The organism is Nodosilinea sp. AN01ver1, assembly GCF_050565655.1.
GTDB lineage: Bacteria > Cyanobacteriota > Cyanobacteriia > Phormidesmidales > Phormidesmidaceae > Nodosilinea.
Genome location: NZ_JBNXVS010000066.1, coordinates 1 through 21,536, shown reverse-complemented (window position 1 = coordinate 21,536; position 21,536 = coordinate 1). Strand labels below are relative to the sequence as shown.

General features: G+C 58.2%; 16 protein-coding genes. 3 read left to right on the top strand and 13 right to left on the bottom strand.

From position 1 onward, the window contains the following. The first annotated feature begins 162 nt into the window (after positions 1 to 162). Positions 163 to 558: a DUF1636 family protein gene (locus ACQ4N7_RS27720; protein WP_430714677.1), complete on the top strand. Its 396-nt coding sequence runs from the start codon at positions 163 to 165 to the stop codon at positions 556 to 558. A 183-nt stretch (positions 559 to 741) separates the two neighbouring features. Continuing rightward, on the top strand, positions 742 to 2,016 hold the full coding sequence (locus tag ACQ4N7_RS27715) for an MFS transporter (protein ID WP_430714676.1): 1,275 nt from the start codon (positions 742 to 744) through the stop codon (positions 2,014 to 2,016). A gap of 44 nt (positions 2,017 to 2,060) precedes the next feature. On the opposite strand, the gene ACQ4N7_RS27710 is transcribed toward ACQ4N7_RS27715, so the two are convergent. From ACQ4N7_RS27710 to ACQ4N7_RS27700, 3 genes are all read right to left on the bottom strand, one after another. Continuing rightward, the gene (locus ACQ4N7_RS27710; RefSeq protein WP_430714675.1) at positions 2,061 to 3,023 is read right to left on the bottom strand and encodes an iron-siderophore ABC transporter substrate-binding protein; all 963 of its coding nucleotides are present in this window, start codon (positions 3,021 to 3,023) and stop codon (positions 2,061 to 2,063) included. 102 nt (positions 3,024 to 3,125) lie between these two features. Continuing rightward, the gene (locus ACQ4N7_RS27705) at positions 3,126 to 5,669 is read right to left on the bottom strand and encodes a TonB-dependent receptor domain-containing protein (RefSeq protein WP_430714674.1); all 2,544 of its coding nucleotides are present in this window, start codon (positions 5,667 to 5,669) and stop codon (positions 3,126 to 3,128) included. A 117-nt stretch (positions 5,670 to 5,786) separates the two neighbouring features. Continuing rightward, complete coding sequence (locus ACQ4N7_RS27700) at positions 5,787 to 6,794, bottom strand: helix-turn-helix transcriptional regulator (protein ID WP_430714673.1); 1,008 nt, start codon at positions 6,792 to 6,794, stop codon at positions 5,787 to 5,789. Between the two features lie 299 nt (positions 6,795 to 7,093). Between ACQ4N7_RS27700 and ACQ4N7_RS27695 the strand changes: the two genes are divergently transcribed. Further along, the gene (locus ACQ4N7_RS27695; RefSeq protein WP_430714672.1) at positions 7,094 to 7,924 is read left to right on the top strand and encodes an ABC transporter substrate-binding protein; all 831 of its coding nucleotides are present in this window, start codon (positions 7,094 to 7,096) and stop codon (positions 7,922 to 7,924) included. Positions 7,925 to 8,006: 82 nt separating this feature from the next. Here the strand turns inward: ACQ4N7_RS27695 and ACQ4N7_RS27690 are convergent, their stop codons facing one another. The 10 genes from ACQ4N7_RS27690 to ACQ4N7_RS27645 all read right to left on the bottom strand — a co-directional run bounded on the left by ACQ4N7_RS27690 (position 8,007) and on the right by ACQ4N7_RS27645 (position 21,396). Next, entirely contained in the window at positions 8,007 to 10,541 is a 2,535-nt protein-coding gene (locus tag ACQ4N7_RS27690; RefSeq protein ID WP_430714670.1) for a TonB-dependent receptor domain-containing protein, read from the bottom strand. Positions 10,542 to 10,739: 198 nt separating this feature from the next. Then, on the bottom strand, positions 10,740 to 11,609 hold the full coding sequence (locus tag ACQ4N7_RS27685; RefSeq protein WP_430714669.1) for a helix-turn-helix transcriptional regulator: 870 nt from the start codon (positions 11,607 to 11,609) through the stop codon (positions 10,740 to 10,742). A 216-nt stretch (positions 11,610 to 11,825) separates the two neighbouring features. Further along, positions 11,826 to 12,257: an EamA family transporter gene (locus tag ACQ4N7_RS27680; protein WP_430714668.1), complete on the bottom strand. Its 432-nt coding sequence runs from the start codon at positions 12,255 to 12,257 to the stop codon at positions 11,826 to 11,828. Between the two features lie 24 nt (positions 12,258 to 12,281). After that, complete coding sequence (locus ACQ4N7_RS27675) at positions 12,282 to 14,096, bottom strand: ABC transporter ATP-binding protein (protein ID WP_430714667.1); 1,815 nt, start codon at positions 14,094 to 14,096, stop codon at positions 12,282 to 12,284. Between the two features lie 19 nt (positions 14,097 to 14,115). After that, the gene (locus ACQ4N7_RS27670) at positions 14,116 to 14,493 is read right to left on the bottom strand and encodes a DUF1636 domain-containing protein (protein WP_430714666.1); all 378 of its coding nucleotides are present in this window, start codon (positions 14,491 to 14,493) and stop codon (positions 14,116 to 14,118) included. A gap of 2 nt (positions 14,494 to 14,495) precedes the next feature. Beyond that, positions 14,496 to 15,479, bottom strand: a complete 984-nt coding sequence (locus tag ACQ4N7_RS27665) for an iron-siderophore ABC transporter substrate-binding protein (protein ID WP_430714678.1) — start codon at positions 15,477 to 15,479, stop codon at positions 14,496 to 14,498. A 13-nt stretch (positions 15,480 to 15,492) separates the two neighbouring features. Next, positions 15,493 to 17,979: a TonB-dependent siderophore receptor gene (locus tag ACQ4N7_RS27660; protein WP_430714665.1), complete on the bottom strand. Its 2,487-nt coding sequence runs from the start codon at positions 17,977 to 17,979 to the stop codon at positions 15,493 to 15,495. Between the two features lie 153 nt (positions 17,980 to 18,132). Next, positions 18,133 to 19,065: a helix-turn-helix transcriptional regulator gene (locus ACQ4N7_RS27655; protein WP_430714664.1), complete on the bottom strand. Its 933-nt coding sequence runs from the start codon at positions 19,063 to 19,065 to the stop codon at positions 18,133 to 18,135. Between the two features lie 194 nt (positions 19,066 to 19,259). Then, the gene (locus tag ACQ4N7_RS27650) at positions 19,260 to 21,116 is read right to left on the bottom strand and encodes an ABC transporter ATP-binding protein (protein WP_430714663.1); all 1,857 of its coding nucleotides are present in this window, start codon (positions 21,114 to 21,116) and stop codon (positions 19,260 to 19,262) included. 121 nt (positions 21,117 to 21,237) lie between these two features. Further along, positions 21,238 to 21,396 (bottom strand): alpha/beta fold hydrolase, encoded by a 159-nt coding sequence (locus ACQ4N7_RS27645; protein ID WP_430714662.1) that lies wholly within the window; start codon positions 21,394 to 21,396, stop codon positions 21,238 to 21,240. Between the last annotated feature and the right edge of the window lie 140 nt (positions 21,397 to 21,536).

Here is a 21,536-nt window from a genome sequence, read left to right as displayed (position 1 = left end):
CCTTGAGGCTCGCTGCCGCACCTTGCTGTCAATGCAATCCGAGATTAAAGCCTTGACCAACTATCACTGGTGGCCCGCATGAAGAGCCCGATCCTTTCGGGGGTATGTTATCCGGATTTAGTATGAAATGTTGTTACCTCTACTCGCTAATTGATAACCGCCATGCCAAAATCCACTCTTTTCATTTGTCGTTCCTGCCATGGATCGGAGCAACGGCCTCTGGAACAGCCTGCGGATGGGGCTGTTTTGTGCGATCGCATCCAAACCCTGCACCAAACCTCGCCGCGCCAATCAGAACTAGAGGTGCGCGGCGTAGACTGTCTGTGGACTTGCGATCATCCCTGCTCCATTGCGTTCGCAGCAGAGGACAAGCCCACCTACGCCCTAGCGAAAGTCTTAGTTCAAGACAATAACCATAATGAAACTGCCGAAGCAGTCTTGCAACTAAGCGAGCGCTACCTCGACAGCAAGAGCGGCACCATTCCCTGGAAGCAATTTCCAGAAGTTTTAAAGACTGAATTTATAGCTTGTATTCCGTCCTTAAACTTCAGCGATTAAAGCGAAGCGTACTACAGCGGGTTTCACTTAGAGAAAGTACATCGCAATTGATCCCCCCTGCCCCCCCCTTGATAAGGAGGGTTACAGAGTGAAACTTAGACAGTTAGGTACTGAGGGGATCTAGAACTCAGCGATTTGCACCTCATCTTATCGAGAACTGCTCTAAAGCCATAAATTAAATTTGTGCGTACTTTTACGATTATTTGGTTCGGTCAACTCGTCTCAACCATCGGCAGCTACATAACCGAGTTTGTCCTCACCATTTGGGCATGGGAAACTACCGGATCGGCAACGGCCTTGGCCATGATTGGGTTCTTTTCCCAAGCTCCCCGTATTCCCATTACCCTGTTTGCAGGGCTAATTGTTGATCATTTCAATCGCAAGCAACTCATGATCGTGGGCGATACCGTCGCCGTGCTTGCCACCGCCGGTATTGGCTGGCTTTACTTCATTGACAGCCTACACATTTGGCATCTCTATGCAGCGGTCATGCTCACGGGCAGCTTTGGGCAAATTCAAAGCTTGGCCTACCAAACCTCTATTTCTAGCCTGGTGCCGCCTGCCCAACTCACACGGGCCAACAGCATGAATTCAGCGGTACACTACGGGGCTGCCATTGTGGGGCCAGCTCTGGCGGGGGTACTGTATTCGCGCATCGGCCTTCTAGGGATTTTGGGGCTGGATGGTGTGACCTTTGGCATGGCGATCGCAACCCTGCTTTCCTGCACCATTCCCGATCCTGCACCTGTGAGCCGCCCCAAACTTGAAACGCTGGTGAGCAAACTGACCTTCGGCTTTCGCGAAGTTTGGCAACAGCCACACCTGCGGGCCTTGCTGCTGATTAGCACCCTGTTCTGGTTTTTCCACGACCTGGGCGGTGCCATCTACGACCCGATGATTTTGGCCCGCTCCAACGGCAGCGCCCAGGTACTGGCCAGCACCGCCACGGCAGCAGGCATCGGCGGCGTGGCGGGGGCAATTTTGCTCAGCCTTTGGGGTGGCCCCAAGCAAAAGGTGCACGGCATGCTGGCAGGTTTTATTGGGGCGGGGCTGAGCAAAATGGTGTTTGGCCTAGGGCGATCGCCCCACATCTGGCTACCGGCTCAGTTTTGCTCGTCGCTCAACTTTCCCCTGCTGGGCAGCTCCGAAACCGCGATTTGGATGACCCAGATAGACCCCGCCCAGCAGGGCCGAGTCTTTGCCGCCAATGCCTTGGTGGTGCAGGTGGTGAGTGCCGGGGCCGCGTTAATCGCTGGCCCCCTGGCCGATAAATGGCTAGAACCCGCCATGGCAACCGGGCCTCGTCTAACCCGTCTAGAGGGCCTATTTGGTAGTGGCCCCGGCGCGACTATGGCGGTACTCTATTGGGTCTGCTCCCTGGCCATGGTGCTCGTCGGTCTAGGAGGCTTTTGGCTACCCAGATTACAGGCGATCGGCACCCATAGCAAATCTGAGTAGGCAAACATCGGCTGTTGCTCTGTTCATAAGGCTACTGTTGCTTTTTAGGGAAAAGCTTGCAGTAGATACTGCTCCACATCATCCAAAACCCACTCCGCCGCTAGGGGACTGTTGCCCGCCCCCCAATAGTGCCCCACCCCATAGACCTGGTTTTGCTGCACGGCCCGCAGCGACTGCCAGAGGGGGTCGGTCTTGAGCCGATCTAACTCGGCTTCAGCAGCAGCGGCAATTTCAGGCGTGGCCCCAAAGGAGAAGAGCAAAATCACGTCGCCATCGGCCTCAGGCAAGGCTTCGCGGCTAATCAGTTTGGTAAAGGGCGGCTGCTCCGGGGTGCCTTCATCCTGGGCGGGGGGACGGGCAAAGCCGATATCGGCCAAGATAGAGCCGCCGAAACAGTTTTTTAGATACAGACTGATCTGGCCCGACTGCGCCATTACCCGCACCAGAGAGACCTGCGCAGGCGGGCTGCCTAGTTGGTTTCTCAGCGCCTCTACTCGCTGCTGATACTGGTTGAGCACCGCCTCCGCCCGACTCTCTAGCCCCAGCACCTGAGCGTGAAAGCGAAAGGGGCGCTGCCAGTCGGCGGTGGTCTGCATCTCAAAGGCAACGGTAGGGGCGATCGCCGACACCTTGTCGTAGGTGCCCTCTAGATCTGAGGCGGCCCCGATAATCAAATCAGGCTGTAAAGCCGCCAATGCCTCCAAATTGATCTGATTGCTTTGGCCCAGGCGCGGTACATCTGGCAGTCGCTCGGCTAGCTGATGCAGCAAGTTGCTGGCTACCCCAACTGGCATCACCCCTAACGACAGCAAATTACCCGCAGCTGTGTGATCTAGGGCCACCACTCGACTTGGCTGCATGGGCACACAGGTCTCCCCTAGGGGATGCTGCACCATGCGGCAGTCGGAGGGAGCCGGATTGGCGATGGGGGAGGTCTGACAGGCGATTGCCCCCACCGCCACCAGCACCACGAGCAGGCCGTGAAGTAGCCAAGTTTTTAGATTCATAGGTCGTGTGGGAGGGTGGACAAGTAGGGGCATTGACTATTCATCTCTAAACTTCCAATCATCAATTACTTACCCATCCACCCCCTACCCATCTATCTACTCCTAGAATGTCACCCGATACCCCACAGTCACCCGTCGCCCAGACGCGGCGCTGTTGAAGGTCTCAGAAAACCCGCTGCTACGCTGGGCATAGGCCGGGAAGTAGAACGCATCGAACAGGTTAGCGATGCCAATGTCTAAGGTGCCGGGGCCGACATCAACGCTGCTGATCAGATCCACCACGGCGTAGCTGTTGATCGGGCTGGGGTCAACCTCGGCGTCAAAGGCGGCGCTGCGACTGCCCACGTACAACAGCTGGAGGCGGTTGCGCCAGCCCGGCAGGGTTTCATTTTCGATGTAGGCGGTGAGCTTGAGGGGCTGAATGCGGGTGCTGCTGATGGCGACGAACTCTCCGGTGTCGTCTAGATCGGCTTCGCCGCCGATCAGGCTGAGGGTGGTGCCCAGGCTCCAGGTGGGGCTGGGCTGCACATCCAGGGTGGCCTCTAGGCCATAGACGCGCTCGGGGGCTCGCACCAGTTCGTAGAGACCAGTGGCGTCATCAAACACAAAGGTGGAGCCTAACTCGGAGGTGTTATAGAACCCTGAAATTGAGGCCTGAACCGTGTTCCAGTTACCGCGAATGCCGACCTCATACTCGCTGACTTTCTGGGGCTGGTTGGCTTGCACATCTGAATTCACCGCAAAGTCAGGGTCGGCAAAGCCCAGCACCGCGCCAAAATCGGGCACCGAAAAACCCTGGGCGAAGTTGGCAAATAGGCTGATTTCGGGGGTGATATCGGCCACTGCGCCCGCGTTAAAGGCAGTGTCGCTAAAGTTGCGATCGCCCCCTGCGATCGGGTCACCAAAAAAGGTGGTGTAGTCGCCCACCGAAAAGCCAATACGCTCGTGGCGAACGCCCCCCGATAGCTCCAACCAGTCGGTAGTTTGCCACTGGAGCTGAGAGAATAGCCCCAAACTGCTGAGGGTGTAGGGCGGCACCAGGGGGCGCTGCTCGATCAGCCGGTTGACTCGACCATTGCTGTCGTCGAAGCTGACTGGGTCGAAGAGGTTATAGGTATTGGCGGTGGTCTCGCGGTTGTAGTCGGCTCCCCAAACCAGGTTGAGGCTATCTGTTAGCGGAGTATCGAGGGCGAGCCGTCCGCCCCAGTTTTGCGACTCTAGCTCTCCCTGAAAGATGCCAAAGGGCCGGGGACGGCGATCGCGGGGGTCGCTGCGGCTTGAGTTATCGCGGAAGTAAAGCTGGCTGTCGAGGCTGCCGTTCAAAATGTCGTCGTGGCGATAGCTGAGATTTAGGATCAAGTTGCGATCGGCCTGGGGGCCACCCCCTTCGGGAAAGCTCAGCTGCCCCACCCTCAAGGCGCGAGCCTTTTGCTCGCCGGGCTCATCGTCAACGCTGGGGTCGGCAATCACGTCGCTGTTGCGGCTTTCGCGGTAGTAGTTGAGCGAAAACTGCAGCCGCTGGTTTTCGTCGGGGTTGTAGCCCAACCGGGTAAAGAGCGACACATTCTCACTCTCATCGGTGCCTTGAATGGTGGGAATGCGATCGCCCTGCCCGTCAAACGAGGCCCCAGTATCACCCCGTGACAGCGAGGCCAAAATATCGGCGTTGCCATCGCGGGCAGAGACCGTCTGTTGAACAAAGTAGCCAAAGCTCTCGCCCTGCAAGCTCCCCAGGGCAGAATTGACGCTCACCTCTGAGGTGGCGCTAAAGTCGGCCTCGTCGGGCTGCCGCGTAATGATGTTGATGATGCCGCCGGTCGCCCCCCCCCCGTAGATGGCGCTAGGGCCGCGCACCACTTCAATGCGCTCAATGATGCTGGGATCGAGGGTGCGCAGCTCGCGATCAAAGTCGCGCACGTTGACATTTTGCGGCACCCCATCGATCAAAATCACGGCATCTCGACCCCGCAGTGAGGCCGCCGTAAACGTCCGCTCGGAGGATGGCGCAAGACCCGGTACCAACGCCCCTAAAATATCGGTCAAGTCTCGACTGACGGAGGTCTGCTGCTGAATTTCCTCCCGGGTAATGACGGTCACCGACCGAGGAATTGTCGTGGCCTCCTCTTCGCTGCGAGTGGCTGACACCACCACCCGCAGGGGGGCGGCCTCAGCGGCTCCAGCAGTGCCGGGCGTCAGGCCAATGCTCACCCCGTTAGCCTGGCGGCTCACTTCCCCCTGGGGGGCCGCATCGGTGCCGGTGATGGCAATACGCACCGTGCGTTCATCCAGCGCCGTGGCGCTGACATAGGCAATGTCTTCAGCGGGGCCAAACACCTCGTACCCGGCTCCGTCAGGCAGGGCCAGCACCGCATTGGGCAAATCGACTATCAGAGCATTACCCGCCGTTGAAAAGGTCGGAGCAAGCATCTCCCCTGATGCTGTTTCGACCACCAGCTGTGTTCCGGCCTCTGTTTCTACGACCTGAATTGCGGTAATTTCCACCGGGTTGTCTTGGGCCACCCAGGTTGTCGCGTTGGTTTCTACCAATTCACCATCCACTGGGATAGGCCCTATTAAAGGTGCCGCTGCCACTGCTGGGGCTACCGCCAACACGATCAACCCTGCCATCCAAAGGACACGCTGCATCTGCATTTCACTCACACCACGATTACGCGGCGACAGGTTGCCCTACCGCCATCTAAACAAGAATCTTTCTCAAGAACATACAGAATTATGGTGCGCCACCGAAAGCGTCGATGTGCCCTAGCGGGAATAAGATGTACCCGCTAGGGAATAATTTTGGGCCAGCAACTCCCTCGGGCTGACCCCAAAACGCTGGCGAAAGTTGGTGGTGAAATGACTACGGCTGTGGTAGCCGACGGCGCTGGCCGCCTGCTGCACATTGAGCTGCCCATCGAGCAGCAAAAGTCGGGCCTGGTCAAGGCGCTGGGCTTGCAGATAGCCAAATACGGTGGTGTTAAAGACCGCCCGAAAGCCGCGCTTTAGAGTGCAGTCATTGAGGCCCACCTGACGTGCTAGACCAATGAGCGAAGGGGGATGGGCCAAATCTTGTAAGAGAATATCCTTGGCTTGGTGAATGCGATCGATATCGTCGGGCTTAAGACGGTGACTGATCGCGGGCTGAGGCGGTGTCGCGGCCTGGAGGGTGAGGGCAATCAGCTCTAGCACCTTGCCTTCTAAAAAAAGTTGTCGAATTGGCCCTGAGAATGGACAGGTGAGAATCTGCTGCAAAATCATCTTCATCGCTGGGGAGGTGCGACAGCCCTGGCTGGCATAGGGCTGATCGGCGGGCCTTAGCAGGGGGCCAAGGCCAGGCAGCATTGTGATCGCAGCTTCCCCCAGCAGGGTGCGAACGAGGGCTGGCTCCAGGTGCACGCTGAGGGAGAGATTTCGGGGATGAGGGGCGTGGCAGATCTGTTTGGCGGGGGCCAAGCCGCTGCTGTAGAGCCAGTGCTGACCTGCGGTGCTAGCGCCTTTGGTGCTGTCGTCGCAGATATCGAAGTGGACTTCTACCGGGTGGGGGCGATCGCCGCAGTTCACAACCACGGGCGTATGGTGCTGTATGTCGCTAATTTCCAGGTGCAGCCCTGACCTCAGCTGAATTTCGCGAAAATAGCCCTGACCAAACTGTTGGGGGTAGGCCCAGGCCTGTTCGCCTGCCTCGCCACCGGCCCAGTCGTTGTCGGAGTCAAGGTTGGCAGGTTGCTTGATGAGTGACCAAAAATCGTGTTGCGACAGGGTGATAGGCATTGAGGTGACGACAGAAATGGCTGATAATAATCTACTAGTCTAAATGAGACTGGTTGCCATTTGAGCAAAGGCTGAGCCGCCAATCTCCCAGGGCAGCTGTCTTTTAGGAACCGGTTGACCCTAGGCTGGCGCTTTCCCTAGCGAGTGCCTATCCTGCAACAGTAGATGACATGAAGATCCGACTTACTTGCCAAATTTTTGTAATGGGCTGGCTGATAGCCAGTTGTGCTAGCCAACCCTCGCCTCTCCAGCCCAGCCTGCCCCCCGTCTCGTCACCGCAGGAAAATAATCAACGTCTTGTGGCCCACGCCATGGGCAATGCCGCTGTCCCCAGCGATCCGCAGCGGGTGGTGGTGTTGACCAACGAGGCCACCGATATGGTGCTGGCCCTGGGGCTTACCCCGGTGGGTGCGGTCAAGTCATGGTCGGGGGAACCTTACTACGACTACCTTGCCGATGCCATGGCTGAGGTGCCCGTAGTCGGCGATGAAATGCAGCCCAGCTTAGAGCAAATTGTGGCCTTGCAGCCCGATTTGATTTTGGGTAGCGAGGTGCGGCAAGGGCAGATTTATGAGCAGTTGAGTGCGATCGCACCCACGGTCTTTTCAGAAACCATCGGTGAACCTTGGCAAGACAACCTGCGCCTCTACGGTCAAGCCCTCAACCGCGACGCTGAAGCTGAGAAGCTTTTGGCCGATTGGGAAGCGCGGGTCGCTCAGCTGCGCGAGCAGTTCGCCGAGCGAGACATTCAGGTTTCCCTCGTCCGGTTTCTGCCGGGGGCAGCTCGCGTTTATTTAAACGACTCTTTCCCCGGCCAAATTGTGCAAGAGGTGGGGCTGAAACGGCCCGCCAGCCAGGCAGAGGCAGGATTTGCCCAAGAGGTTTCCTTTGAGCAAATCCCGCAGATGGACGCCGATGCGCTGTTCTACTTCACCTACACCGGAAAAAATGATGGCCAAGCGCCCAGTACCATGACTAATCCCTGGCTGAGCCACCCTCTGTGGCAACAGCTAGCGGTGGTTAAAGTCGGTAACGCCTACGCCGTCAGCGATGCGGTGTGGACTACCGCCGGAGGAATTCAGGCGGCGCATCTACTGCTAGATGATTTGGAGCAGTATTTAGGGCGGTAGAATTGTCGGGGTTTGCGGTACACGGTTTGCGGTACAAGGTTTAAGGCAAGCCGTGCACCTTGCACCGTAAACCGTCTACCATTTACCACTCAAACGAATACCCGAGTCGCAAGAATCGCCCCCGCGCTGCTGCATTGCTCAACTCGCTGGGCTGAAGCTGAGACACTACGGGAAAATAGTCGGTGTTCAATAGGTTGGCGATCCCGATTTCGAGGGTACCGGGGCCGACATCAAGCTGACTGATGTAATCCACGGTGAAGTAGCTGTTGACGAGGCGCTGGCCAAAGACACTGTCGTTGGCAAACGCATCGCGATCGCCCGAATAAATCGCCTGCAAACGGTTGCGCCAGCCGGGAGTAGTTTGGTTTTCAACATAGGCCGTGAGCTTCAGTGGCGCAATGCGGAAGCCGTCTAGAGGAGTGTAGGTGCCGGTGTTGGTGCGGTCAATCTCGCCCTTTGACCAGCTAGCCGTGCCGCCCAGCAGCCAGCTCTCGCTGAGCTGAGCATCTACGGTGGCCTCTACCCCATAGATCCGTTCTGGGGCGCGCAAAATTTCGCCAGGGGCGGTGAAGGTGGTGCCTAATTCAGAGGAGTTGTAAAACCCCGCTAGCGATGCCTGGAGCCCCTGCCAATTGCCGCGCAGGCCGACTTCGTAGTGGTTGACTCGCTGGGCCTCGGGCCGCAACGTATTGACCGAAAAGCCCGCTGGAGCATTGCGCAGCACCAGGCCCACATCGGCCAGGGAAAAGCCCTGGGCAAAGTTGGCAAACAGCCCAATGTTGTCGGTGATATCGACCACCCCGCCCAGGTTAAACAGCGTGGCGTCGTAGGCCAGATCGCCCCCCTGCACGGCATTGCCTGCCAAGGTAGTAAAGTCATTTACCGTCAGGCCCACCCGCTCGTGGCGAATGCCGCCCAGCAGGGTGATGCGATCGCTGGCTTGCCAGTTGAGCTGGGCAAACAGCCCCAGGCTGTCTTGGTTGAGGGGCGGCACCCAGGTGCGCTGACCCGTAGTGCGGTAGGTGAGACCGCCGCTGGCATCAAAGGGGGCGGGGTCAAAAATATTCACCGGCTGAGCGGTGCGCTCGTTGTTGTAGTCGGCCCCCCACAGCAGGCGTAGGGTGTCGTCTGCGGCCAGGGGGGTGTCAAACTGTAGCCGCCCACCCCATTCTATAGAGTCAACTTCAGACTGAAAAATAGCATTGCCTAAGCTGGCAACTGCGCGGCCATCAAAGGGGAAAAACCGGGTCAGGTAATCGCGGTAGTAAAGCTGACCCTTGAGGTCGCCATTGAGCACGTTGCTGTGGCTGTAATCGAGACTGAGCAGCGTGTTGTTGCTGGTTTGGGGGGTATCGAGGTCGAGCCCAACAATGGCGCGAGATCGTTGTCTGCCCGCGATCGCCCCAATGCTCGGGTCAACTGTGAAGTCGGTAGTTTGAGTTGCTTCGTAGTGGTTAAAGGTGAGCTGAAGCCGCTGGTTTTCAGCGAAGTCTACGCCAATTTTGCCCAAAATATTCAGGCTGCCCGTGTCGGATAGTCCGCCTTGGGCGTTGGGGTCAGAGGGAATGCGGTTGCCCAGCGCGTCAAAGAACCCCCCGGCGTAGTCGTAGGATGCTGTGAAGGCGTAGTCCATATCCTCAACCCGACCGCCTACGTACTGCTCGACCGTGGCCCCAAAACTATCGGATAGGTTAGCGAAGTCAGTGGTGAGGCCCAGGCGGGTGCGCCGCACTACGCCCTCGGCGGCGGGGCCACGGGTAATGATGTTGATCACCCCACCGGTAGCGCCATCGCCATAGATTGCCGTTGGCCCCTGGATCACCTCGACGCGCTCAATGGCGCTAGGGTCAATGGTCTGCAAATCTCGAAAAGCATTGCGGTTGGTGGTCTGGGGCACGCCGTCAATCAGCACCAAAACATTGCGGCCCCGCAAAGCCTGCCCAAACTGGCTGGCGCTGCCGGTGGTTGGGGCCAAGCCTGGCACCAGCTGGCCCAAAATATCTCCCAGCCCCCGCGACACCTGGGCCTGCTGTTCAATCTGCTCGCGCTCAATCACCGTGACCGATCGCGGAATGTCGGTGACTGCTTCGGCGGTGCGCGTCGCTGAGACCACAATCTGAAGCGCTTCTGCTTCCGCAGTCGTTCCGGCAACTCCGGGTAGCACAGTCAGCCGCAGTCCCAACGAGCCAGGCTGCACCTCAGCTCTCGGCGGCGCATCTACCCCCGTAATGGCTACCCGCACCTGATCGTCGGCTACCTGAGTAACACTCACAAAGGCAATATCGGCGGTGGGGCTGACCTGCTGAAACTCTTGCCCCTCGGGCAGGGCCAGCACCGCATTGGGAATATCCACAATCAGCGCATTGCCCGTGGTTTGGAGGCTGGGAGCTGCGATCTCACCCCCCGCCTCCAAAATAATCTCTACCCCCGTCGCCCCTGGCTCTAGCCGCACCCCCGTCACCTGCACGGGCGCTGCCGCCTGGCCTAGCTGTATTGCTTCAGGGGTAAGCAACGGCTCAGCAATCATCTCCTGAGCCTCAAGCGGCATAGCCACCGCGCCAACCAGCCCTCCAGCCAGGGCCACCATCAACCCAAACCGAACCGATCGTACCGTCATGTCACATCCTCCCACAGGGCAACTGCTTGTTGCGAATCTTTCTTGATTACTCAAGAGCAATTAGTGTAGGCAGTTGCCTATGGCTCCGTCTATCCAAAAACGGCCCCAGTGATCCAAAAACGGACTTTTGAGTGCGGAGAATTCTAGGCTGATGGGTGCGACGATCCTATCCATCCACGCATCCACGCATCCACCCGTCTACCCATCTATCCACTCTCTCGGGCTCACGCCAAACTGCTTGCGAAAGGCGGCGGCAAAGTGGCCCAGGTGGGTATAGCCCACGCTGTTGGCGACCTCAGCGACGGTGTAGGTACCCTCTCGGAGCAGGTGTTCGGCCTGGTTGAGGCGCTGCTGGGTGAGATAGCCAATTACCGAGGTGCCAAACAGTTCGCGAAAGCCCCGGCGGAGAGTGCGATCGCACAACCCCACCTGCTGCGCCAGTTCTGGGATCGATGGCGGGTTTTCGAGCCGAGCCACCAGCCTTGCTCGCGCTTCGTAGATGCGCTCGACGGTCACGGCCTTGAGCGTGGCGGGTAGCGGCGGCGTTCCCTGGTCAGACATCATGCCATCGAGCTGAAGCGCCAGCAGCTCGAACACCTTAGCTTGTAGGAAAAGTCGTCGCGTTACCCCGTGAAATGGGCATTGCAGCATTTGCTGCGCCACGGCCCGCATCGCTGGGGTGACATCGGGAAACCAAGCTGATTTCCACTCATCCGTTTTCAGCAATGTATGGTGCAAGTGGGTGGCATACTCTGCGAGAAATGGTTGCAGCACCTTCGGGTGAAGGTGAATATTAATGCCCTTTAAGTGGGGCGATCGCCCATACCGCGCTACATACCCCCGTGAGAGGCCACTTCCAGAAAAATAGCTTTGACCCACGCCTAGGGTCGGATAGACATCGTCAAAGTCAATGGCCCCTGATAGCAACACCGTGATTTGCACCAAATGCCTGTGTTCCGCCACGCTGAGCGCCCAGGGCTGCACAAACTCTTTGTCAATCAGATCGAGCCAGACCCCCGGCGACAATTCACAGCATCGAGTGCTGCCCCGCCCTAACAGCGACGGCACCTGATGCCTCGTCTCTTGCTGACTGACAGGGCTATGAATACTGGATCCTAGTGCCTGTGAAGACTGGCACAGCTCACGATAATTGGCTTCCGAAAGCATCAAAGTCATGGACAGAAGAATTGAACGCTAACAACCACACACCACCAGTGCGCTCAGTTTCCAGCTTATCTTTAATGCGACCTGCTCTCAACTAAAGTAGTCAATATGCATAGGTGCTCATCCCATGACTAGAACTAAGGTGCCAGCTAACACCAGCGCCGTGCCCACCAGAACCTGGAGCGTTAACGGCTCACCCAAAAACAAAACAGATAGCGCCAGCACCAAGATCAACCCAGACTTGTCCACGGGTGCAACCAAAGAGGCATGGCCAAGCTGTAAGGCTCTGAAATAGCACAGCCACGATAGCCCGGTTGCCACCCCTGACAACACCAGAAATAGCAACGTCTTGGGCGAGATGGTAAACAACTCTTGAGCCTGTCCATTCGCCCAAACAATCCCCCAGGCGATCGCCAAAATCACCACTGTGCGAATAGCCGTGGCCAAATTAGAGTTGATATTTTCTACGCCAACCTTGGCAAAAATGGTGGTCAATGCAGCGAAGAAAGCAGAAAGTAGGGCAAAAATCCACCAGGCTTTGTCGGCGGCCATGCTGTTTGAACCTCAAAATTACAGCTACGTTACAGACTCAATGCGTCCATTCTCTAAAAACAGAATTTGATTAGCGCGATTGAGCACAGCAGGGCGATGGGAGACGACTAGGCAGGTGGGGGGAAGGGGTGGATGGGTGAATGGGTTGAACAACTGCTCCCAAAGATGCTGTTCGGTCTCAACATCCAGGGCGCTAGAGAGGTCGTCGAACACCATGAGGGCTGGCTGGCGTAGCAGCATGCGGGCAGCGGCGGCCCGCTGTTTTTGCCCACCAGAAAGGCGAAAGCCACGGGTGCCGATTAGAGTCTCTAGCCCCTCGGGCAGGGCCGCGACATCCTGGTCGAAAATGGCGGTGGCGATCGCCCGATCCAGCTGTTCTTGGCTAGCGGCATCCCCTAGCCCCAGCAGCAGATTTTCCCGCAGTGAGGCGCTAAACAGCTGGGGAATCTGCGGGGTATAGGCAGCCCGAGGCGGCACCAAATAATTTGCCGGGTCGAGAATTGGCTGACCATTCCAATATAGTGCGCCAGATTGTTTGGGCAGCAGCCCCAGCAGCACCCGTAGCAGGGTCGTTTTGCCCGCGCCTACTCGCCCGGTAATCACTGTCAAGCTGCCCGCCTGGAGGGTAAAACTGATGTCGCTGATGCCGCCACCGCCTGGATAGCGGTAGGTCAACCCTTCGACCCGCAGCTCGCGGAGGGGGGCGGAGGCAGTGGCCATTACCCTCGACGGCAGCGCTGACTCTGGGTAAAAGAGGGGTTTGAGGTAGAGGGGGTGAGGATAGGTGAGGGGGTAAGGGGTGGGAGGGTGGACGGGTGGGAGGGTAGATGGGCCGGACTCATCCACTCGTCCACTCATCCACTCATCTACTCCGACTAGCTTCCCCATGCGCTCAAAGGAGACTTCGCTTTGCTTGATGGTGGCGATGAAGCCGCCGAGGAAGGCGAGGAAGTAGGTGACAAACGATAGGTAATAGACGAACAGGGCAAAGTCGCCCACGGTGAGGTCGCCTTGGGCACCGAGGCTTTGGGAGGCGACCAGCAAAATGAGCCCAGTGCCGATGCTGACGATGTTTTCAAAGCCAGAGTTGAGGATGGCGCTGAAAACTTGGTCGCGTACCATCAGGGAGCGGCGGTGATTGCACCGCTCCCTCAACTCATCAAGCATTTGGGTTTCGGCCCCGGCGACTTTGACGGCTTGTACGGCGGTAAACAGTTCGCCGATCAGCCCGGTGACGCGCTGGGTGGCCTGGCGGCTGGCGCGGCGGTAGCGCTTCAGGCGGTGCTCGGCCTGGTGGGCAAGGAGAGCGATCGCACCTAGCGGCAAAAACACCAGCAACGTCATCGTCGGGTTGACGCTGAGCAGCAGCGCCACGGAGCCCACGGCAAACACCCCGGCACCAAAAATCTCGTTGGTGCCCACCACCACATCCTCAATCTGAGCCGCATCGTCGCGAAAGTAGCTGAGAATTTCGCCAGGGGAAGCATTTTGGCCATTGGCCCCGCCTGTCGCCAGTTCGGCCCCAGGCCGCTTGAGCAGTTCATGCAGTAGGTTGTGGCGCACCAGGCCACTGATCAAAAACCGATGCTGGGTTTTGGTGATGCGCCCCGCAAAAATTGCCACCACCCGCGCCATCCCCACCGCCAGCAGCAGCCCAATCCACACCCAGGGCGAGGCGTCAAAGCGGGACTCTCCAGTGAGGGTATCAAAAAATTCGCGAATGACCAGCCCCGGTACCGCAGGCAGTCCCAGAATGAACAGCCACAGCAGCGTATCGACCCAGTAGAGCCGTTGGGCGTAGCGGATGAGCTGCCAGAGCAGGTGAGTGATGGGGGGCATGGCAATCTGAATGGTGGGGCTAACCCAAGGGAGCGGATGGAATGCGCGCTGTTCTATGGGCTTGCAGTTCCTCAGGCAGTTTGAATCGGGGCACCATGCCGTTGTCGCAGTCAAGGTAGAGTTCGGCGGCGGCGAGCAGGTCGGCGGCGCAGGTGGTGGGGTCGAGCTCGGTGAAGAGATAGGTGGGTTTGCCCGTGCCCACGTAGGCGATCGCGCAGGGCCGTTCACAAATGCACAGGCAGCCAGTCGGCTCAATGGTCAGTTCCTCTTTACGTGACCAATGCTCGTACAGCGTTTCCAGGTACTTCAGCAGGTGGGCACCGCCGGTTTCGCCGTTGCGCTTTTCTTCATCGGCTGAGAAACCGCAGCTTTGGCACACAATCAGCTGGTCGGGCATGGCTAAGCAGGCTCCACAAGATACTTGAATAGGTCATCGAGGACGGCATTGGCGGCGATCGGGCCGCTGCCGATCCAGTAGCTAGGGACGATATAAACTCGCCCCGCCTGCACCGCCTTGAGCTGTCGCCAGAGCGGATCTTGCTGTAGTGCATCTAGCTTTTGCTGGGCCGTTGCCGCCGCTTCGGCAGTATTCTCCCCCGTCCAGAGAAAAATCACATCGCCATCGGCCTGGTCAAACAGCTCTCGGCTGATGCTGGTTTGAATGGCATTACCAAACCGGACATTGGCGTCATCTGCTCCAATATCCTGGGCTGGGGGACGGCTCAGCCCCGCATCTTGCAGCACGGTGCCGCAAAACGAATCTTTCAGGTAAAGGTTGATCGTGTCTGGATAAATGCGCACCACCGACACCTGCAACGTACTCAGGCGTTCCCCCATTTGAGCCCTAAAGTCGGCCACGCGGGCATCGTAATCGGCCATCGTCTGCTGGGCAACGTTGGCTTGCCCCAGCGCCTCAGCCAACTTTTGAAACGACGCCTTCCACTGACCGCTGTGCTCAAAGCCCAACATCACAGTTGGGGCAATCTGCGCCGCCTGGGCATAGACCGCCTGGTTGACATCCAACCCCACAATCAAATCGGGCTTGAGGGCCAGCACCTGTTCTAGATTGGGTTCTCCCGTTATGCCCACGTTCTCAACGTTGGCGAGTTGCTCAGCCATGTGATCCATCAAGCCGCTTGCCGCCGTGGCAATGGGGGAAAGGCCAGCTGCGATCGCATACTCAAACGTAACCCCATCCAGCGTCACCAGCCGCTCAAAGGTGTCAGGCACACAGGTCGTGCCAGCCGCGTGGTCAACGTCAATGCAATCCACCGTAGCCGATTGATCGACGGGTGTTCCTCCTTGGCAGGCCACCACGAAACCCAAGGTCAGCAGCGACAAGATGACTTTGAATCCCCAATATTTCAGCGATCGCAAGCTCAAATCTCTCACCTTCCTAAAATTCCACGCCGACCCTGGCGGATACCGTCAGCGGTGCCCCTGGAGTCACCCCTAAAAACTGATCCGACGAAGTGAAATACTGGGTGTTAAAGAGATTCTCCACATTGAGCTGAGCCCGCCAGTTGTTGCGGCGATAAAACAATGAAGCATCGGTGCGGAAATAGCTGGGTAGCGTAAAACTATTGTCGGAATTTCCAGCCCGCTGGCTGACGTAGTAGAGACCTAAACCAAAGCCCAGCCCCTCCAAACTGCCCTCCTGCAATTCATAGGTGCTCCACAAACTGAACTGGTTATCGGGCACATTGGCTAGGCGATTGCCCACCGGAATAGTGTTGTCTTGGCTGACAAAGGCATCCAGTGCGGTGTAGTTGGCGGTGAGGTTCCATCCCGGCAAAATTTCGCCGCCTAGACCCAGTTCAAAGCCTCGACTCGCCACCTCACCGGTCTGCACTGTAAACAGCGGATCGTTCGGGTCGGGGGTTTGCACATTCTGACGGCGAATGTCAAACAGGGCCAGGGTAAAGCTCAGGTTTTCGGTAATGTCGCCCTTGGCACCAATCTCAAACTGGCGGCCCCGCTCGGGGTCAAAATTTGAGTCATCGGCATTGCGGCTGGCCCCAAAAGCAGGCTGAAATGACGTGGTATACGACGCATAGAGCGACAGCGGCTCAATTGGCTCGTAGACAATGCCAAAGCGGGGCGAAAAGGCGCTGTCGGTTTGGCTAAATTCAGCACGGGACTGACCAATATCCTGCGTGGTGCGAAACTGGTCGGTGGTATCGTAGCGCACCCCGGCTAATAGCTTGAGGTTGGGCAAAATATCGATCTGATCTTGCAGATAAATGCCCAGGGTTCTAATCGTGTCATCCCTAAAGAACTCTGGCTCAATAGCGTAGGGAATGCCGGTGTAGACCGGGTTAAAAATATTGATGGGGTCATAGAGATTGCTAAACTGAAACTCCGGCTGTTCTAGCGTGTTGCGATACTCAACACCAAACAAGACCTGGTGAGGAATGGAGCCGGTATTGAAGCGCCCCACGGCTTCAGCGTTAGTAAAAAAGCGCTGGTAGGTGCCGCCTGCAAAGTAAGCCAAGCGCCCCAGTTCGCCAGTCGTTTCATCGAGCGAATCGAATAAAGGGGCGTAGCGGCGCGGTGAATATTGCTGGTATTGCAGGGCGTGGCGCAGGGTGAGATTTTCGTCTATCTCATGGTTAAGGCGATAGCCCAGGTTGAACTGATCCTGAGAAAATTCGCCAAAATCTTCGCCCAAAAAGCGATCGCGCGGCAGATCGATAATGCCGTTGGCCCCCACGACTAACCCTTCGTCGATGGTTTCGCGATCGCTCGTATACTGCCCATACACATCCAGCGATGTGCTGGGGCCAATATCCCAGGTGATGATCGGCGAAATCAGCAGGCGATTACCATCTACCAAATTGCGAAAGCTATTGAAATTTTCGTAGGACAGGTTCAACCGATAGCGGAGAGTGCTGTCAGCTGTAATCGGCCCTGACAGGTCAACCCCTCCATCGTAGCTGCCAAAGCTATCCACTCCCGCAGAAACGTCATAGAACGGCTCACTTAGCGGGCGCTTCGTCACCAGGTTAATGATGCCGCCGGGCTCTCCCTGGCCAAACAGCACCGAGGCTGGCCCCCGCAGCACCTCGACCCGCTCGATGTCGTTGGTGCTCAGCGCCCCTAACGAAAACGCCTGAACCCCATCGCGAAAAATACCCCCTCGGGTCTCAAATCCGCGAATCAAAAAGCCAGGGCCAAACACGCTCAGTCCCCGCCCGCCGTTGGATGCCACCGAGGCCGCGTTTTCAAGGGCATTGCCCAATTCCCGCGCATCGCGGCTTTCAATCACCACCTGAGGAATCACCTGAATCGACTGGGGAATATCGCGCAGGGGCGTGTCGGTGCGGGTGGCGGTGCTGGAGTCACGCGGGGCAAAGCCATCATCGCCCGCCCCCGTTACCCCAATGCGGATGGCCTCATCGTCGCCAGCAGCCAGCCCCAATCCCGGCACAATGCCCAGCACCAGACCCGCCGCCCCAGCATTCACATTCACCGCTGGCGGCCCGTCGCTGCCCGTGATCGACACCCGCACTCGGTTGCCCTCCAAGCCGGTCACGCTCACCAGAGCAATGCCCTCGACAGGGCCAAACTGCTCAAAGCTTTCCCCCTCCGGCAGGACCAGCACGGCGTTAGGAATCTCAGCCACCAGCGCACTGCCCACCACCGAGGTCGTGGGTTCCCCCAGCGCCCCGTCGGCATCTAGCACTAGGCGAATGCCTTGACCGTCAGGTTCTACCCGCACGCCGGTAATCTGCGTGGCCGCCTGGGCCATCTCCAGATCCACCGCCTGGCCGCTGGGCGGAACCGCCTCCGCCAACGGCAACCCTGTTTCAGCCTGGACTGCCATCGGCATCAGCGCCAGCCAGCCAGCAAACCACAACAACCCTCGCGATCGAACTCCCATTACACCACCTGCTAAATCGTTGAAAACAATGCCCTAGCGGCCTATGGCTTAGAGGCAATCAGGAATACTTCTCAATAAGATACAGGTTGGCGAGAGCTGCTAAAGCGAAGGATGATCCCTGGGCGGAGGATTTGTGATCGCCCCCCGGAGTTTTTACGCCCTTTTCTCCCGCGCATACACCCCCGGATTCACACCATACTTGCGGCGAAAGGCGGCGGCAAAGTGGCCTCGGCTGGCAAAGCCCACGGCCTCGGCGGCGGCGGTGACGCTGAGATCGCCCGATTCGAGCAGCTGGCGCGATCGCTCCATGCGGTGCTCGTGCAGGTAGCCAAATACCGTGGTGCCAAACACCTGGCGAAAGCCCACCTTGAGCTTGTGGTCGTTTATGCCCACGGCCCGCGCCAGCTCAATCAGCGAGGGGGGCTGGGTGAGCTGGCGGCGCAGAATCTTGCTGGCGTAGTGGATGCGCTCCACATCGTCGGGTTTGAGGGCCGCGGGGCTGAGGCGATCGGGCGCGGTTTTGAGATCTTCAATGAGTAACGCCATCAGCTCCCACACCTTGCTTTCCAGGTAGAGCCGCTGGGTCAACCCTTGAAATGGGCAGCGCAAAATCGCCTGTACCGCCATCTGCATCGCCGCCGTCGGGGTGCCAGACTGCTCAAAGTAGCGCTGATCAGCGGGGCGCAGCAGGTCTGGGAGATCGTCGCAGGTGTCCCCACTCCACTGCTGGAAGATGTGGGGCTCGATATGCACGTTGATGCTGACAATTCGTCGATTGCCAGGCACCCGCCAAAGCCCGGCTGGGGCTAACCCACTGCCAAAAACGTCGTAGCGCTGGCTGTGTTTGCCGCCGCTCTGGGCCTGCTCGAAGGTAAACTCTAGGGGATGGGGGCGATCGCAGTGCAGCACCTCTACATCGCTGTTCAGCCAACGGTCTTCAATACAGAGATCAATCCCCTCACGGAGCGCCACATAGCGCTGCTGCCTTTGCCCCAGACCGACAGAATCTGCTATTCCGTTGCTCTCTGCGGCGGTAGACTCATCGCACCAGTTCGCGTAGTCAGCTTGGGACAGGGTGATGGGCATGGCGACGGGTAGAACAACGGCACAGTGACAAAAAAGGGGATGCCCCAACGGCTAGCCACAATCCCTTGAAGACAGCTGTTTGAAGCAACCCCCAGCAACCTACATCCAAAGCATTAGATGCCAAAGAGGATGCTGAAATCTTATCGCTAATTGGCACCAATTCTCAATAGCTACCCGAGATCAGGAATTTGCTGCTATGGCCAAGGGTTGGCAGCTTCAGATTCTGCGACAGTCCCCAGCTTGAGCAACTGGGCAAAGCGAGAGGCGGGATTGGCGACCAGGGAAGGGCGATCGCCGTACTCCGCCACCCGCCCCTGCTCCAAAATCAAAATTTGGTCGGCCCGCTCCACCGTTTTCAGCCGGTGGGCAATGATAATCCCCGTGCGATTCTCCAGCAGCCGATCCACCGCCCGCTCGATCAGTTGCTCCGTCAGCGGGTCAAGCCGTGACGACGCCTCATCTAGCACCACCAGCCCCGGATTTTTAAGAAATACTCGGGCAAAGGCCAACAGCTGCGCCTGACCCGCCGACAAGCCCCCGCTATCGGCTCCCAGTTCAGTATCTAGCCCCGCAGGCAGCGCCTCCAGCCAGGGCATCAAGCCCAGTTCCTCCAGGGTTCGCAGAATCGCGTGATCAGAAATGTGCCCGCTAAAAAACGTTAGATTATGGCGCACGCTGGTCTGAAACAACTGCACATCCTGCGTTACAAACCCCACATGGTGTGGCAGCTCTCGCAGCGGCACCTGGGCAATATCGACACCCCCCAGGCGAATCTGCCCTCGCTGAATCTCATACAGCCGCAGAAGCAATCGCGCCAGGGTGCTCTTGCCGCTGCCCGTGCGGCCCAGCAGACCGAGGGTTCGCCCAGCGGGGAGGTGGAGGGTGAGGTTTTGGAGAGTGGGGGAAGAGTTTTGAGTTTTGGGTTTTGGATTTTGAGTTGGATCAATTTGAATTGAGTTGAACTGAGACCTCAAAACTGAGACCTCAAAATTTTCCCTGTCTTCCCCATATCCAAACCACACCTCCTCAAACTCCACCGACAGCGCGCCCGTAGGTAAAACCCCTTGACCACCGGGGCTCACCCGAGTCTGGTGCCCCAGTAAATCCTGAATGCGCCGGAGGCTGGCCTGGGCCTGCTGAAGCTGTTCCAGCTCCTCGCGGATGCGCTCGATCGGCTCTTGCAGCAGGGTGGCGTAGTAAAACAGCAGGTAGATGGTGCCAATGGTGACAGCAGCTTGGCTCCAGAGGTAGGCACCGACGGCCAGGGCGATCGCATTGCCCAGGGTAAACAGCCCCACGGTGCTGCCCCACAGCAAGGTGCTGGTGAAGCGGGCTTGGTGAAAGGCCGCCAGCCACCGCCGCAGAATTTTATAAAACCGATCCATCACGTAGCCCACGGCCCCGTTGGCGCGAATGTCTTCGAGGCCGCTGAGGTGTTCGGCTACAAAGCCGTAGAACTCGGCGCTGATCTGGCGGTAGGTGCCCCAGGGGCCAATGGCCAGGGATTGCAGGCTGCCCAGCACGCCAAAGGCCACCAGGGCAAACAGGCTCAGGCTCAGCCCGGCCCGCCAGTCTTCAAACCATAAAATCGTCAAAACGCCCACCACCTGCAGGCCATTGCCCACCACCTGCAACACAAACTGCGAGAAAAACCGCGATAGGGCATCGACATCGCCATCGACCCGCTCCACCAGTTCGCCGGGGGTGTGGGCTTTGTGAAAGGCCAGATCTAGGCCCAGGGCGTGGCGGGCCAGATCCAGGCGTAGGGTGTTGGTCGCCCGCCAGGCAATGGTTTCGCTGAAGTAGGTAGTGGCGATCGCAAGCCCCTGCTGCACCAGCGCGATCGCCACAAACGCCCCCGCCGCCCACAGCAGCGATCGCTGCGGCCCCCCTGCGATCGCCGTATCGATGAAGTAGCGCAAAATCTGTGGGTTCAGCAGCTGTAAGCCAATGCCCCCCAGCAGGGCGATCGCCAACCACCCAAACCGTCCCCGCTGCGGTTTCAAATAGGTCGCCAATATCGTTCGATACCCCGGTGTCGCCGCCCCCATAGCGAACCTACCTCGCAAAGAACCTAGCCTACCGACTTGCCCGCCCCAAAAGGATTCCTCAACGGAGTGTTTTGGCTCCTAACGGGAATTGTCTACCCCTCGAAGCAGCGAGGCAGACGTTCTACAGGTCGGCAAAAAACTCCAGCAGGGCCTGAGAAAACTGCTCCGGCGCATCCTGCTGTATCCAGTGAGACGCTCCCTCGATCGGCTGAAATCGCGCGCCCGGTATTTCGCTGGCCAGTCGCCTGCCGTCCTCCGCCTTTTGCCAGGGGTCATCCATCCCCCAGAGCACCCTACTAAGTACACACAAATGAGTCCTGAGCTATTGACCATCCCTCAAATATGGCCTCAAATTTCTTGAGTCCTTGGCTCAAAGTGCGAATACCGGGTGGCGATTGCGAACGATAGCCCGACCATCCG